Below are 14,620 nucleotides of genomic sequence, written 5' to 3'. Positions count from 1 at the left end.
GGAGATCCACCGGCCCCCCGGAACGCTGGCCGCAGGATGACCGCCCCTCGGATGGCCGCCCCTCGGATAACCGCCCCCGGACGGCGGGCCCCGGACGGCGGGCCCCGGATGGCCGGCCCCCCCAATCTCAGGAGAACCCCATGACCACCGGCCTCGACACCGCCCAGCCCACCTGGTTCTTCGATTTCGTCTCGCCGTTCTCCTATCTGCTGCTCGAACAGATCGAACGCTGGCCGGACGTGCCGTTCGAGCCGGTCCCGGTGTCGCTCGCCGACCTGCAGCGCCACTGGGGCCAGCGCCCGGGCTCGGAAGTGCCCGGCAAGCGCATCTTCACGTACCGCCATGCGCTGTTTCGCGCGGAGCAGCTCGGGATCCGCTTCAAGATGCCGCCCGCGCATCCGTTCGATTCCGACAAGGCGCTACGGCTTGCGATCGCGTTGCGCGCCGACCTCCAGGCGGTGCGCGAGATGTTCCGCTTCATCTGGCGCGACGGCAACGATCCGTCGACGCCCGAAGGCTTCGCTGCACTGTGCGAACGGGTCGGCGTCGGGCACGGCGACCAGCTGATCGAGTTCGAGGAAACGGTCGCGCAACTGCGCCGCAATACCGCCGACGCGATCGCGCTCGACGTGTTCGGCGTGCCGACGTTCTGGATGAACAAGCAGCTGTTCTGGGGCGAGGACGCGCTGCCGATGGTGCTGTACTGCGCGCGCACGCCGACCTGGCTCGAATCGCGCGAGGTGAAGCGCATCAGCGCACTGCCGAAGGGCCGCGTCTGAGCGTCTGATACCGGCCATCACGCACGGGCAAGCGCGGCTGCGGTAAGGTTACGTTTCGCCCGAATCGCCCCCCGCAATGGAAGAAGACGACCGTACCGCCTCGCTCGACATCTGGCTCGTGCGCGTGCTGCGCACGCTGCTGCTCGAGCGCAGCGTCACGCAGGCCGCGCTGCGCCTGAACCAGACGCAGCCCGCGATCAGCACCGCGCTGCGCAAGCTGCGCGAGACGCTGAACGACCCGATCCTCGTGCGCGGCAAGTCGGGGATGGTGCCGACCGAATATGGCGCGTCGCTGCTCGACGCCGCGCAGCGCGCGCTGCGCGAGGTCGACTTCATCGCGACGCCGCATGGCGAGTTCGCGCCCGAATCCGCGCGCCGCACGTTCCGCGTCGCCGCGCCCGACTACCTGAACGACTTCTTCATGCCGACGCTGATCGCGCGTTTTCGCGACGCTGCGCCGCATGCGCACCTCGAAATCGATTCGCTGAACCCGGCGCTCGATCACGCGGACGCGCTCGAATCCGGCGCGCTCGATCTCGTGATCGGCAACTGGCCGAAGCCCGACCCGCGCTTCGCGCGCGACGACCTGTTCTCCGACACGATCGTCTGCCTGATGCGCGATTCGCATCCGCTCGCGCGCGAGCCGCTGACGCGCGACGCGTACGCGAACGCCGCGCATCTCGCGCCGACGCCGTACACGGGCGACAAGCGCAACGCGATCGAGATCGGCCTCGCGCGCGCGGGCCTCACGCGGCGGATCGTCACGACGCTGCCGTATTTCGGCCTCGTGCCGCAGGTGCTGCTGCAATCCGACCTGATCTTCACGACGACCCGGCGCTTCGCGATGCACTACGCGCAGATGCTGCCGCTCGTCGTCGTCGCGCCGCCGGTGCCGTTTCCGCGCATCCGCAGCTACCTGCTCACGCATCCGCAGCCCGATCGCCCCACCGACATCGCGTGGCTGCGCGCGCTGATGCAAAGCGTATCGGGCGAGCTGACCGCCGCGCGCGGCGCGCGCAAGCGCTGACCCACGCCGGCGCCGCGCGATTCGCCATTCGCGCGCGCCGGTTCGTGTGCCGATTCGTGTTCAGTTTCGGTGAAAGTTGCGCTGCATGGCGACGCCACGCCACGCCGTTTGTGCGCCCCGGGCGCACGGGTTCCGCTCACGCGGTGCAGAACGTTTCCTGAAGATGCGTCCAGCGCACGTCACCCGCCGCGTCGCGCTCGAACACTGCGGTCGCGCGCCGCGCGGGCAGTTCGCCAGCCTCCGCGTGCTGCGCTTCGAGATACGTGATCACCGCATGCCGGTCGTCCGACGCGAGCACGCGGATCTCCGACAATGTGATGCGCAGCCCCGGCTTCGCGCCGGCGAGCGTCGCGAACAGGTCGCGCGTGCCGTCGCGGTCGAACTCGCGGCCGTTGGTCGCAATCATCGTGAAGCCGGGGGCGAACGGTGCGATCAGCGCGTCGAGCGCGGCAGGCGTGGTATCGGCGCCGGACAGCCAGCGCTCGATCGTGACGAGGCTCGCGTCGAGCACGTCGATAAAGACTTGGGAATCAGACATGGTCACCTGACGGAAAAGCGCGGCCCGCTGCCGCGCGATCCGCCAGTGTAGGCAAAAGTGCGCGACGGCGTCGGGTCGCGCCACGACGCGACGCGCGCTCACCGCAAGCAGGACAGGTCGTCCGGCAAGCGGCCCGACGCGGCGGCCTTCACGTCGGCCACGGGCACGCCCGCGCGCGACTGCAGCAGCTCCGCGCAAACCGCGACCGCGATCGATCCGGGCGCCTTGTCGACGATGCCCGCGATGCCGATCGGGCACACCATGTCGCGCATCCGCGCCGGGTCGACGCCGCGCGCGACGAGCCGGCGCTCGAACTTCACGCGCTTCGTGCGCGAGCCGATCATCCCGAAATATGCGAAATCGCGCCGCCGCATGATCCGCTCCGCCAGCGCGAAATCGAGCGCGTGGTTGTGCGTCATCACGAGGAAGTACGCGCCCGGCGGCGCTTCGTCGACGATCGCCTCCGGCGTGTCGGTCGGCTCCGGCTGCACGTTCGGCGGGCATTCGTCCGGGAACAGCTCGTCGCGCGTGTCGACCCACTGCACGACGCACGGCAGCGCGCCGAGCAGCGTGACGAGCGCATGACCGACGTGCCCCGCGCCGAACAGCACGATGTGCATCGGCACGGGCGTGCCCGTCGCGCGGTTGCGCCGGCCGGTTCCGCGGGGGAGCGCCTCGGCGGGACCCTGCCCCTCGACGTGCAGCGGACGAGCGGAGCGCGGTGCGCCGTTCATGTCAGCCTGCCCGCGCCGCGCGCACGGCCTGCACCGCGCGCAGGATCGACTCGCCGGTCGCCGGCGCGTCGAGCGGCGGGTTCACGCGATAGTCGCCGACCGCCGCAATCGCGTCGCGCACCGCGAAGAACACCGAGAACGGCAGCAACAGCGGCGGCTCGCCGACGGCCTTCGACCGGTGGATGCTGTCCTCGACGTTGCGGTTCTCGAACAGCCGCACGCTGAACTCGGGTGGCGTGTCGTTGACGGTCGGGATCTTGTACGTGGACGGCGCATGCGTCATCAGCTTGCCGCCCGCGTTCCACCACAGCTCCTCGGTCGTGAGCCAGCCCATCCCCTGGATGAACGCGCCCTCGACCTGGCCGATGTCGAGCGCCGGGTTCAGCGACGCGCCGACGTCGTGCAGCGCGTCGACGCGCAGCGTGCGCATCTCGCCGGTCAGCGTGTCGATCACGACTTCCGACACGGCTGCGCCGTACGAGTAGTAGAAGAACGGCCGGCCCTGCAGCTTCGACTGATCCCAGTACAGCTTCGGCGTCGCGTAGAAGCCGTCGGACCACAGCTGCACGCGCGCGAGATACGCCTTCGCGATCACCTCGCCGAACGGCACGCCTCGGTCGCCGACCCACACGGTATCGTTGCCGAACCGCACGTCCGCCGCGTTGACCGTGCCGCCGCCGTACTGGCTCACCGCGAACGCCGCGAGCCGTTCGCGCAGTTGCCGCGCGGCATCCTGTGCAGCCTTGCCGTTCAGGTCCGAGCCGGTGGACGCGGCCGTCGCCGACGTGTTCGCAACCTTGCTCGTGTCGGTCGCCGTCACGCGGATCCGCTCGAAGCGGATCCCGAGCTCGTGCGCGACCACCTGCGCGACCTTCGTGTTGAGCCCCTGCCCCATCTCCGTGCCGCCGTGGTTCACGAGCACCGAGCCGTCGGTATAGATGTGCACGAGCGCACCGGCCTGGTTGAAGTGCGTGACGTTGAACGCGATGCCGAACTTCACCGGCGTCAGCGCGATGCCCTTCTTCAGCACCGCATTGCGCGCGTTGAATGCGCGCACGCCCGCGCGCCGCGCGCGATAGTCGCTCGTCGCCTCAAGTTCGGCGAGCAGCTCGGGCAGCACGTTGTCCTCGACCGTCTGGCCGTACGGCGTCACGTTGCGCTCGGTCTTGCCGTACAGGTTCGCATAGCGGACGTCGAGCGGATCGCGGCCGAGCGCGCGCGCGATGTCGTCGACGATGTATTCGATCGCGAACGCGCCCTGCGGGCCGCCGAAGCCGCGGAACGCGGTGTTCGACTGCGTGTTGGTCTTCCCGCAGTACCCGGCGATCGACACGTTCGGCAGCCAGTACGCGTTGTCGAAGTGGCAGACCGCGCGCGTCATCACCGGGCCCGACAGGTCGGCCGAGAAGCCGCAGCGCGACGTCATGTCGAGCGACACGCCGTCGATGCGGCCGTCGTCATCGTAGCCGACGTCGAAGCGGTACGCGAAGTCGTGCCGCTTGCCGGTGATCATCATGTCGTCGTCGCGGTCCGGACGCAGCTTCACCGGGCACAGCAGCTTCCACGCGGCGAGCGCCGCGCAGCACGCGAACAGCCCCGACTGCGATTCCTTGCCGCCGAACCCGCCGCCCATCCGGCGGCATTCGACGAGCACGTTGTGCGACGCGACGCCGAGCACGTGCGCGACGAGGTGCTGCATTTCGCTCGGGTGCTGCGTCGAGCAGTACACGTGCATGCCGTCGTCGTCCTTCGGCACCGCGTACGCGATCTGGCCTTCCAGATAGAACTGCTCCTGGCCGCCGAGATTCATCTCGCTCTCGTGGCGGTGCGGCGCGGCGGCGAGGTGCGCGGCCGCGTCGCCGCGCGCGAGCTTCAGCGGCGGGATCACGTAGGTTTCGGCTTTGCGCGCGTCCTTCGCGGTCAGGATCGCGGGCAGCTCCTCGTAGTCGACCTTCGCGCGGCGCGCGGCGAGGCGCGCGGTTTCGTGCGACGTCGCGACCACGATGAACATCGGCTGGCCGACGAACTGCACGATGCCGGCGGCGAGCACCGGGTCGTCGTGGATGATCGGGCCGCAGTCGTTGACGCCCGGAATGTCGTCGGCCGTGAACACCGCGACGACGCCGGGCGTCGCGCGCACCGCGTCGAAGTTCATCGACACGATCCTTGCGTGCGGCTTCGTCGACAGGCCGAGCGCCGCGTGCAGCGTGCCGGCGACGAGCGGGATGTCGTCGGTGTAGGTCGCACGGCCGCTCACGTGCAGGTGCGCGGATTCATGCGGACGCGAAATGTGGACCTGCGCGGCGTCGTCGACCTGCGCGTCGAGGGTGTTCAGGAACGGTTCGGCTTGCTTGTTCATCGTGTGTTCTCCGTCAGGCGCGCGCCGATTCTGCGGCTGCTTCTCCGGCTGCCTCTCCGGACGATTCTGCGGCCACTTCGCGCACGCTCAATGCCTGCGGCGGCAGCGGATCGTGTGGACGCGTCTCCAGCCAGAAGCGGTACATCAGGTTCTTCGCGGTTTCGAGGCGATAGGCGCTCGTCGCGCGCATGTCGGTGAGCGGCTGGTAGTCGCGCTCGAGCGCCTGCATCGCGGCCTGCGCGGTCGCCTCGTGCCACGGCGCGCCGTCGAGCACGCCTTCCGTGTGCGTCGCGCGCTTCGGCGTCGCGGCCATCCCGCCGAACGCGATGCGCGGCTCGCGGATCGTGTCGCCGTCCGCGATGAATGCGAACGCCGCGCACACGGCCGAGATGTCCGAGTCGAAGCGCTTCGCCAGCTTGTATGTGCGGAACTGCAGCTTCGCGCGCGCGCCGCTGCGGGTCGGCACCTTCACGCCGACGACGAATTCGTGCGGCGCCATGTCCTTCTGCTGATAGCCCGTGTAGAGCGCCTCGAGCGGCAGCTCGCGGACGACGTCGCCGCCGCGCAGCACCACCCGCGCGCCGAGCGCGATGAGCCCCGGCATCGAGTCGCCGATCGGCGAGCCGTTCGCGACGTTGCCGCCGAGCGTCCCCGCATTGCGGATCGGCAGCGACGCGAAGCGCTTCCACATCTCGGTCAGCTCCGGATAGGTGCCGGCGAGCGCCGCGTAACCCTCCTCGACGGTGACGCCCGCGCCGATCTCGATCCAGTCGTCGCCGTGCACGATGCGCTGCAGCTCGGCGACCTGGCCGACGTAGATCAGGTCGTCGAGCCGACGCATCTGCTTCGTGACCCACAGCCCGATGTCGGTGCTGCCCGCGAGAATGCGCGCGTCAGGGCGCTCGACCTTCAGCGCGGCGAGCGCGTCGAGCGTGCGCGGCGCGGCGAAGCGCGCGCCGCCGATCTCGTAGTCGAACGTGCCGTCGCGTTTCAGCGACGCGAGCGTGCGCGCGAGCGCTGCGGTGTCGACCGGCGCAGACGGCGGCGGCGCACCTTCGCCGGCCGCGTCAAACATCTGCACGGCCGCATCGACGATCGGGCGGTAGCCCGTGCAGCGGCACAGGTTGCCGGTCAGCGCGTCGGCGATCTCGGTGCGCGTCGGCACGTCCTTCGCGCCGCAGGCGCCTGCGCCGGCGCAGCCCTCATGGCCGTGCTTCTCGTACAGCGCCCACATCGACATCACGAAACCGGGCGTGCAGAAGCCGCACTGCGAACCGTGGCAGTCGACCATCGCCTGCTGCACGGGGTGCAGCGAGCCGTCCGGCTGGCGCAGATCCTCGACGGTCAGCAACGCCTTGCCGTCGAGCGTCGGCAGGAACTGGATGCATGCGTTGACGGCCTTGAACGCGACCGTGCCCGCGTCGGTCAGCTCGCCGACGACGACCGTGCACGCGCCGCAGTCGCCTTCCGCGCAGCCTTCCTTGGTGCCGGTGCAATGCGCGTCCTCGCGCAGGTATTGCAGCACGGTGCGGGTGACGTCCGCGCCGCCGACTTCGCGGATCGCATGACGATGATAGAAACGGATCGGCTCACTCATGTCTCGTAACGCTCTTCAAGTTGGGCAACACGGCCCGCGCCGATGCGGCAGACCGTCGTCTTCTCTGACAGTTTGAACGCTATCACCGTCAAATTCCGCAACCCATAGCCCATCACGCATGCGGCCCATATAACTGCGGCGATATGGCGCCAGGAGCCCGTTCGCGCCCGGAAAGCATGTTCCGCCCGATCGTCCGGAACCTCTGCCGGGGCGGGATCGCCATCGGCGGACAGCGGCGGAAACAGGTCCTGATTAACTAAATGGTACCTGCGGGAAAACCGGTTCCATGGGAAAATCCCGATTCCATTTTCGCCGCCGTCCGTTCCGTTCGCTCATCCGTTCCGACCCCATGCCCACCGATTCCCCCTCAACGCCGCGCAGCGGGTTTGCCGTCACGCTGCAGATCATCTCCGTCGTCTGCTTCACGTTCATCTGCTACCTGACGATCGGCCTGCCGCTCGCGGTGCTGCCGGGCTTCGTCCATGACGACCTCGGCTTCTCCGCGATCGTCGCGGGCGCGGCGATCAGCGTGCAGTATTTCGCGACGCTCGCGTCGCGGCCGCTCGCCGGGCGCTTCGCCGATTCGCTCGGCCCGAAGCAGACGGTGGTGCGCGGGCTGATCGGCTGCGGCGTGTCGGGCGTGCTGCTGCTCGTCGCGCTGCTGCTCGCGCACTGGCCCGCCGCGAGCCTCGTGCTGCTGGTCGCGAGCCGGCTCGTGCTGGGTGTCGGAGAAAGCCTGTGCGGCACCGGCGCGATCCTGTGGGGGATCGGCCGCGTCGGGATCGCGCACAACGCGAAGGTGATCTCGTGGAACGGCATCGCGACCTACGGCGCGCTCGCGCTCGGCGCGCCGATCGGCGTCGCGATCGCGCATACGCTGAATCCCGCGCTGATCGGCGTGATCGTGATCGCGCTCGCGGTACTCGGCTACTACCTCGCGCGCCTGATCGCGCCGGTGCCGGTCGTGCACGGCGAGCGGATGTCCTATGCGAGCGTGTTCACGCGCGTGCTGCCGCACGGCCTCGGCCTCGCGCTCGGCTCGGCCGGCTTCGGCTCGATCGCGACCTTCATCACGCTGTACTACGCGGCGCGCCACTGGCCGAACGCCGCGCTGTCGCTGACCGTGTTCGGCACGCTGTTCATCGGCGCACGCCTGCTGTTCGCGAACACGATCAAGACCTACGGCGGCTTCCGCGTCGCGATCGTGTCGTTCGCGTTCGAATGCTCGGGGCTGCTGCTGCTGTGGCTCGCGCCGCTGCCGCACGTCGCGCTGGTCGGCGCGGCGCTGACCGGTTTCGGCTTCGCGCTGATCTTCCCCGCGCTCGGCGTCGAGGCGGTCGCGCTCGTGCCACCCGCCAGCCGCGGCGCGGCGCTGTCCGCGTATTCCGTGTTCCTCGACCTGTCGCTCGGCATCACGGGGCCGCTCGCCGGCTATGTCGCCGGCGCATTCGGCTATCCGCAGGTGTTCCTGTTCGCGGCGGTTGCGTCGGCGGCCGGCGTCGCGCTTTCAGTGCTGCTGTATCAGCGGCAGACCCGCGTCGCCGCGAGCGGCGCGGCAGCCTGAACGGGAAACAGTCAGGCCGTCCGCAGAGACAGCCGCCGCGTCAGGTCGAACGCGACCAGATTGCCGGCCAGCACCAGCAACAGCCCCACCACCGCGAGCGGCGACCACTGGTAGCCCTCGAACACCGTCGACACGGCCAGCGCGACGATCGGAAACAGCACCGTGCAATACGCGGCCCGTTCCGGCCCGATGCGGCCGACGAGGGTCAGGTACGCGGTGAACCCGATCACCGAGCCGGGCACCGCGAGATACACGAGCGCGCCGACGTAGCGCGGGCTCGGGTCGATCGCGAACGACAGCCCCGCCGCGGCGCTGCCGACGGTCAGGATCGTCGCGCCGATCAGCATCGCCCAGCCGTTGGTCGCGAGCGGATGGAGCCCCATCGACTGCATGCGGCTCGACAGCAGGTTGCCCGCCGAGAAGCACATCGTGCCCGCGAACGCGATCGCGAGGCCGATCCACGTCGCGTGATCGTCCAGATGGCCCGCCATCTGCTGCCAGAACAGGCACGCGATGCCGGCCAGGCCGAGCAGCGCGCCCGCGACCGCCGACGATCGCAGCGGGCGGCCCATGAACAACCGGCCGTTGATCGAGTTGAGCAGCGGCGCGGTCGAGAAGATCACCGCGACGAGCCCGCTCGGCACGACCCGTTCCGCGTAGTAGAAGCACAGGAAATTCAGGCAGAACAGCGCGAAGCCCTGCGCGGCGAGGTAGCGCCACGCTTCGCGCGGCGGCCGGATGGGCCGGCGCATCGCGCGCAGCAACACGAACATGACGGCCGCAGCGAGCCAGAAGCGCCACGCGATCGACACGGGCGGCGGCACGCTGCCGAGCTGCCACTTGATGGCGATCCAGGTGGTGCCCCAGATCAGGACGGTGACGAGGTAGAGCGACAGGTTCATGACGGGGACCGGAATAGCGGCGCAGGAATGAAAGCGCCGGAACGAAAGCGGGACGTCCGACTATGCCGCCGCGCGGCGCGCGCCGATTGTCCGGAATTGCGGTCTTTTTCGGCGACCGGAGCGGGCCGCGACCGGCGCGCTTATACTCGGCCATCATGCGCATCCAGCCTCCCGACCTGCCCGCCGCGTCGCCCGCCGCGGCCGCCAACGCCGCTGCCGCTGACGCGAACGCCGTTGCCGGCGCGATGCCGTTCGGCCTGCAGTCGGTATGCCGCACGCTCGCCGAGGCGAATGCGACGCTCGAGCGCTTCGCATGGCTCGGCGACCATCTCGCGATCGCCGAATGGACGCGGATCACCGAAGAAGCCGAGACGGTCTACGAGCAGCCCGGCCACCACACGCTGTCGTGCTACCTCGACGGCGGCTACCGGACCGAGCGCCAGAAGGTGCCGCGCTACGGCGCGCCGAGCCTGCTGTGCGCGCTGCCGGGCGACCACGAATCGCGCTGGTGGGTGCGCGGCGAGATGCACTTCGTCCACCTGTACTTCCTGCCCGAGCACTTCACGCAACGCGCGATCCGCGAGCTCGACCGCGAGCCGCGCGAGCTGAAGCTCGCCGACCGCACCTATTTCGAGGATGCGCAGGTCGCGTCGCTGGTCCGCTCGCTCGCGCTGGAGCGCTGGGACGATGCCGACGGCCGGCTGCGGACGAACGAAACCGCACACGACGTGCTGAGCCTGCTGCTGCGCGGGCAGAGCACGATGAACACCGACGCGCCATTCAAGGGCGGCCTCGCGCCCGCCGTGCGCCGCCGCGTGCGCGACTATATCGACGCCCACCTGACGCAGCCGCTGACGCTCGGCGAACTCGCCGGCGTGGCCGCGCTATCGGAATACCACTTCTCGCGGATGTTCCGGCTGTCGTTCGGCCGCGCGCCGCACGCGTGGATCGCCGAGCAGCGGCTGGCGCGCGCGCGCCTGCTGCTGCGCACGACGCCGCTGCCGCTCGCGCAGGTCGCGGCCGCATGCGGCTATGCGAACGCCGGCCATTTCAGCCATCGCTTCCGCGAAGCGCACGGCACGACGCCGAATACGTACCGGCGCGCGATGCAGGGACGCTGAGGCCCGCCCCGCCGCTTGCCGCTTACTCCCCGCGCCGCGACAGTTCCTGCTCGAGCGCGGCGACGCCGGCCGGCAGGTCCACCGGCACCTTCAGGTCGACCATCGTGCGGCCGAACGCGTGCAGCGTGCGGAACAGGTTGTGTTCGCGGCACTGCTCGCCCATCTGGCCGATCCGCACGATCGGCAGGCCGAACGAGCCGGAGATCTCGACCTGGTACTGCTTGGAGATATGTCCGCAGATCATGCCCGGCGTGAGGCCCTCCGGCGTCTCGATGCCGACCACCGAATTGAGCCGGCACGACTTCGGCGCATAGAGCTTGAGCCCCATCGCCTCGACGCCCGCCTGCAGTGCAAGCGAGCAGCGCAGGTGCCGCGCGAAGCGGCTTTCGAGCGTCTCCGCGCAGACGAGCCGCAGCGCCTCGTGCAGCGCGAGCACGCCCGACACGGGTGCCGTGTAGTGATAGCCGGCGTTGTGCCAGAAGTTCTCGGCGAGCGCCATGTCGAGGCACCAGTGCGCGTTCGGCTCGGGGCGGTTCTTCATCCGCTCCCATGCGGCGTCGGAGAACGCGATCAGCGACACGCCCGGAATCGACGACAGGCCCTTCTGCCCACCGGTGATTACCGCGTCGATGTCCCACGCGTCCATCTCGAGCGGCATCGTCGACAGCGTGCACACCGCGTCGACGACGACGAGCGCGCCCGCCGCCTTCGCGAGCGCCGCGATGTCGCGCAGGTCGCGGTTCCACACGGTGTTGGACGTCTCGCCATGCACGATCGTGACGATCTCGGGACGCTCGCGCGCGATCGCGTCGGCAATCTCGTCCAGGCTCGCGACCGCGCGGTCGGGCACTTCCAGCACCGCGACGTCGGCGCCGACGCGCGTCGCCATCTCGGCCATCCGCGCGCTGAAGAAGCCGTTCCTGATCGACAGCACGCGCGTGCCGCGCCACGCGAGGTTCGACATCGCCATTTCCATCGCCGCCGAGCCGGGGCCCGCCACGCCGAGCACCCACTTCGTGCGGGTCTGGAACACGTAGCGCGCCATTTCCTTCACCTGTTCGATGACCTTCGCCATCGTCGCGCCGAGGTGGTTGATCACGATCGTGTTCGCCTTCGCGACGGCGGCCGGGATCGGAACCGGGCCGGCCCCCATCATCAGCAGCGGTTCTTCGGGCAGGATCGCGTCGAGCGGCACGACGACGGGACAGGGAATCGGCGAATAATCGATGGACATGGCTGAAATCGGGTGAAGAAAGGAAAACGCTCGCTCGCCGCGCATCGTGGCGAATTGATCGATGATTCCCCGTTCCGCTGCATTGCGCAAGAGGCACGCGCGATCCCGTCGAACGCCACGCGCCGTCGCCGCAGCCGGGCGCCGGCGCCATCCGATTCTCCCGCGCATTAGCACGTCATATCCGAATCCGCCGCAAAACGGTTCCATGCCCGCGATTTTCTCCGTCACGCCGATGCGACTCGCGAACCGTTCCCATTGAACCCCCGTTCCGCGCCGCCGCAAAAAATCACGCAGCCCAAAAAAATCAACGCGGGCGAATTGACACGCAAATCCCCCGACCATCGAAAAAATCCGCCAAAGCAGCCGGCATTGCCATCGAATTCCAAAAATCGGCGACAACACACACGCCACTCACCGCCAATTACTTGATTGATAAGCGACTTTTTATTCATTCATGCGAGATGCGTCGAAACACGCCATACGCGCTCGCCGGTCACGGCGATCGCGATCCGTCGCCGCCGCCAATACGCCCGCACCCGATTTTTCGCAACCCGCCCTTTTTCTCAGGTTGACGAATTACACTGCTGTAATGAACAATCTCCGACGTAATCTAAATCCCATTTTCGACACGAGGCAAAACGGGTGCGAAATGAGCGTTGCGCGTCGCTTATTGCGTCTTGCGCAACAGGAAATCACAACCAAAATCAATCAACCGGGCCAAAAATACACAAGCCATGAACCAGATTCAGACCATGCGTGTATTCGTCTGCGTCGCCGAGCAGCAGAGCTTCCGGCGCGCAGCGCATCAACTCGGCGTGTCGAACGCGCTCGTCACGCGCTCGATCGCGATGCTGGAGGGCCATCTGAACACGCGGCTGATCCACCGCACGACGCGTAACCTGTCGCTCACCGAAGCGGGGGTGCGCTATCTCGACGGATGCCGTGCGCTGCTCGAGGAATTCGACCACCTCGAGGCGTCGGTCACGCACGCGGTGCGCGAACCGGTCGGCACGCTGCGCGTCATCGCGTCCGGCCTGCTGTCGCCGCTCGCGCTGACGCCGCTCGTCACCGGCTTCCAGCGCCTCTATCCGCAGGTGCGCGTACAGCTCACGATCGCCGAAGGCCCGCTCGACGTGCTCGAGTCGGGCTACGACGTCGGCATCGTCACCGGCAACCGGCTCGACGGCAACCCGGCGCTGATCGGCCACGCGCTCGCGCCGAACACGCTCGTCGCGTGCGCAGCGCCCGCGTATCTCGAACGCCGCGGCGAGCCGCGCGCCCCCGACGACCTGCCGCGCCACGACTGGGTCGCGCTCGCGCAGCACCAGCACGCGTCCGCGTGGCGGCTGCGCGGGCCGGACGACGCGACGCATGCGGTCACGGTGCGCCCCGTCTGCACGGTCAACCAGCTGTCGCTCGTCCTTGCTGCGGCCGTCGCGGGCTCGGGTCTCGCGGTGCTGCCCGAAGACCTCGCCGCCGACGCGCTCGACAACGGCGCGCTCGTGCGGATCCTGCCCGGCTACCGGATCGACGATCCGGACGCGCAGCTGTCGCTCGTCTACCCGAACCGTCAGTTCGTGCCCGCGCGCACCCGCAGTTTCGTCGAGCATGCGCTCGACCATTTCGGCACGCAGGCGGCCCGCACGCACGCCGGCTACGCGTTCCTGCACGAGTCGCGCGCGCCCGATCGTGCCAACATCGTCACGGGTCTGCAGTAAACTGCGCGCGTCAGCCCCCGGAGGTCCAGCGTGCGCGTGATCCTGTTCAGCAGCCGTCAGTACGACGACGAATCGTTTATCGCCGCGAACCGGCAGTTCGGCTACCGGCTGCACTTCCAGCCGTCGCATCTCGACGCCGAGACCGCGATCCTCGCGCACGGCTACGAGGTCGTCTGCCCGTTCGTCAACGACACTGTCGATGCGGCGGTGCTCGAACGGCTCGCGGACGGCGGCACGCGGCTCATCGCGCTGCGCTCGGCGGGCTTCAATCATGTCGATCTCGCCGCCGCCGAGCGGCTCGGCATCACGGTCGTGCGCGTTCCCGCCTATTCGCCGCATGCGGTCGCCGAGCACGCGGTCGCGCTGATCCTCGCGCTCAACCGCCGGCTGCCGCGCGCCGTCGCGCGCACCCGCGAAGGCGACTTCTCGCTGAACGGCCTGCTCGGCTTCGACCTGCAGGGCAAGACGGTCGGCGTGATCGGCACGGGCATCATCGGCAGCGTGTTCGCGAAGATCATGATGGGCTTCGGGATGCACGTGCTCGCGCACTCGGTGCCGCCGTACAACGACGAGCTGATCGCGTTCGGCGCCCGCTACGTCGGGCTCGACGAGCTGCTGCGCCACGCCGACATCGTGAGCCTGCACTGTCCGCTGCTGCCGTCGACGCACCACCTGATCAACGCACGCACGCTCGCGCAGATGAAGCACGGCGCGATGCTGATCAACACCGGCCGCGGCGCGCTCGTCGACGCGCCGGCGCTGATCGATGCGCTGAAGAGCGGCCAGCTCGGCCATCTCGGGCTCGACGTGTACGAGGAGGAAGGCGGCCTTTTCTTCGAGGATCACTCGGACCAGCCGCTGCAGGACGACGTGCTCGCACGGCTCCTGACGTTCCCGAACGTGATCGTCACGTCGCACCAGGCGTTCTTCACGCGCGAGGCGCTCGCCGAGATCGCGCACACGACGCTCGTCAACATCGAAGCGTGGCACGCGGGGACGCCGCAGAACGTCGTCGCGTCGAATCGGTGACGGCGCGGCGGCGAACGC

12 protein-coding genes are annotated in these 14,620 nt (G+C 68.9%); 6 read left to right on the top strand and 6 right to left on the bottom strand.

The window, feature by feature from the left end; genetic code table 11:
• The first annotated feature begins 140 nt into the window (after window positions 1-140).
• The gene (locus ACV22Z_RS20050; protein ID WP_448078038.1) at window positions 141-779 is read left to right on the top strand and encodes a 2-hydroxychromene-2-carboxylate isomerase; all 639 of its coding nucleotides are present in this window, start codon (window positions 141-143) and stop codon (window positions 777-779) included.
• Between the two features lie 76 nt (window positions 780-855).
• Window positions 856-1,806, top strand: a complete 951-nt coding sequence (locus tag ACV22Z_RS20045; protein ID WP_448078037.1) for a LysR family transcriptional regulator — start codon at window positions 856-858, stop codon at window positions 1,804-1,806.
• Between the two features lie 136 nt (window positions 1,807-1,942).
• Here ACV22Z_RS20045 and ACV22Z_RS20040 read toward each other — a convergent pair whose 3' ends face one another.
• The 4 genes from ACV22Z_RS20040 to xdhA all read right to left on the bottom strand — a co-directional run bounded on the left by ACV22Z_RS20040 (window position 1,943) and on the right by xdhA (window position 7,034).
• Window positions 1,943-2,344, bottom strand: a complete 402-nt coding sequence (locus ACV22Z_RS20040; RefSeq protein ID WP_448078036.1) for a nuclear transport factor 2 family protein — start codon at window positions 2,342-2,344, stop codon at window positions 1,943-1,945.
• Between the two features lie 98 nt (window positions 2,345-2,442).
• Window positions 2,443-3,078, bottom strand: a complete 636-nt coding sequence (gene xdhC, locus ACV22Z_RS20035; protein ID WP_448078035.1) for a xanthine dehydrogenase accessory protein XdhC — start codon at window positions 3,076-3,078, stop codon at window positions 2,443-2,445.
• Between the two features lies 1 nt (window position 3,079).
• Window positions 3,080-5,437 (bottom strand): xanthine dehydrogenase molybdopterin binding subunit, encoded by a 2,358-nt coding sequence (xdhB, locus tag ACV22Z_RS20030; protein ID WP_448078034.1) that lies wholly within the window; start codon window positions 5,435-5,437, stop codon window positions 3,080-3,082.
• A 13-nt stretch (window positions 5,438-5,450) separates the two neighbouring features.
• A complete protein-coding gene (gene xdhA, locus ACV22Z_RS20025; RefSeq protein WP_448078033.1) occupies window positions 5,451-7,034 on the bottom strand; it encodes a xanthine dehydrogenase small subunit in 1,584 nt (527 codons plus the stop codon).
• 349 nt (window positions 7,035-7,383) lie between these two features.
• Here xdhA and ACV22Z_RS20020 point away from each other — a divergent pair, with 349 nt between their 5' ends.
• Entirely contained in the window at window positions 7,384-8,598 is a 1,215-nt protein-coding gene (locus tag ACV22Z_RS20020; RefSeq protein ID WP_448078032.1) for an MFS transporter, read from the top strand.
• A gap of 11 nt (window positions 8,599-8,609) precedes the next feature.
• On the opposite strand, the gene ACV22Z_RS20015 is transcribed toward ACV22Z_RS20020, so the two are convergent.
• On the bottom strand, window positions 8,610-9,500 hold the full coding sequence (locus tag ACV22Z_RS20015; RefSeq protein ID WP_448078031.1) for a DMT family transporter: 891 nt from the start codon (window positions 9,498-9,500) through the stop codon (window positions 8,610-8,612).
• A gap of 245 nt (window positions 9,501-9,745) precedes the next feature.
• Here ACV22Z_RS20015 and ACV22Z_RS20010 point away from each other — a divergent pair, with 245 nt between their 5' ends.
• Window positions 9,746-10,621, top strand: a complete 876-nt coding sequence (locus tag ACV22Z_RS20010; RefSeq protein ID WP_448078247.1) for a helix-turn-helix domain-containing protein — start codon at window positions 9,746-9,748, stop codon at window positions 10,619-10,621.
• Between the two features lie 22 nt (window positions 10,622-10,643).
• Here ACV22Z_RS20010 and ACV22Z_RS20005 read toward each other — a convergent pair whose 3' ends face one another.
• Entirely contained in the window at window positions 10,644-11,855 is a 1,212-nt protein-coding gene (locus ACV22Z_RS20005; protein ID WP_448078030.1) for a pyridoxal-phosphate-dependent aminotransferase family protein, read from the bottom strand.
• Between the two features lie 734 nt (window positions 11,856-12,589).
• Here ACV22Z_RS20005 and ACV22Z_RS20000 point away from each other — a divergent pair.
• Window positions 12,590-13,573, top strand: coding sequence for a LysR family transcriptional regulator (locus ACV22Z_RS20000; protein ID WP_448078029.1), 984 nt, complete (start codon window positions 12,590-12,592; stop codon window positions 13,571-13,573).
• A 30-nt stretch (window positions 13,574-13,603) separates the two neighbouring features.
• Window positions 13,604-14,602 (top strand): 2-hydroxyacid dehydrogenase, encoded by a 999-nt coding sequence (locus tag ACV22Z_RS19995; RefSeq protein ID WP_448078028.1) that lies wholly within the window; start codon window positions 13,604-13,606, stop codon window positions 14,600-14,602.
• Window positions 14,603-14,620 lie beyond the last annotated feature (18 nt).

It is taken from the genome of Burkholderia sp. PU8-34 (assembly GCF_053427725.1).
Note: the sequence above shows the minus strand (reverse complement) of the source record. Positions and strands in the feature narration are given on the sequence as shown.

Bases quoted from the DNA above. Each gene is read 5' to 3' on its own strand.
- ACV22Z_RS20010 (WP_448078247.1), top strand. From the start codon at position 9,746: ATGCCGTTCGGCCTGCAGTCGGTATGCCGCACGCTCGCCGAGGCGAAT.
- xdhA (WP_448078033.1), bottom strand. From the start codon at position 7,034: ATGAGTGAGCCGATCCGTTTCTATCATCGTCATGCGATCCGCGAAGTC.
- ACV22Z_RS20040 (WP_448078036.1), bottom strand. From the start codon at position 2,344: ATGTCTGATTCCCAAGTCTTTATCGACGTGCTCGACGCGAGCCTCGTC.
- ACV22Z_RS20050 (WP_448078038.1), top strand. From the start codon at position 141: ATGACCACCGGCCTCGACACCGCCCAGCCCACCTGGTTCTTCGATTTC.
- xdhB (WP_448078034.1), bottom strand. From the start codon at position 5,437: ATGAACAAGCAAGCCGAACCGTTCCTGAACACCCTCGACGCGCAGGTC.
- xdhC (WP_448078035.1), bottom strand. From the start codon at position 3,078: ATGAACGGCGCACCGCGCTCCGCTCGTCCGCTGCACGTCGAGGGGCAG.
- ACV22Z_RS20000 (WP_448078029.1), top strand. From the start codon at position 12,590: ATGAACCAGATTCAGACCATGCGTGTATTCGTCTGCGTCGCCGAGCAG.
- ACV22Z_RS20015 (WP_448078031.1), bottom strand. From the start codon at position 9,500: ATGAACCTGTCGCTCTACCTCGTCACCGTCCTGATCTGGGGCACCACC.
- ACV22Z_RS20020 (WP_448078032.1), top strand. From the start codon at position 7,384: ATGCCCACCGATTCCCCCTCAACGCCGCGCAGCGGGTTTGCCGTCACG.
- ACV22Z_RS20005 (WP_448078030.1), bottom strand. From the start codon at position 11,855: ATGTCCATCGATTATTCGCCGATTCCCTGTCCCGTCGTCGTGCCGCTC.
- ACV22Z_RS20045 (WP_448078037.1), top strand. From the start codon at position 856: ATGGAAGAAGACGACCGTACCGCCTCGCTCGACATCTGGCTCGTGCGC.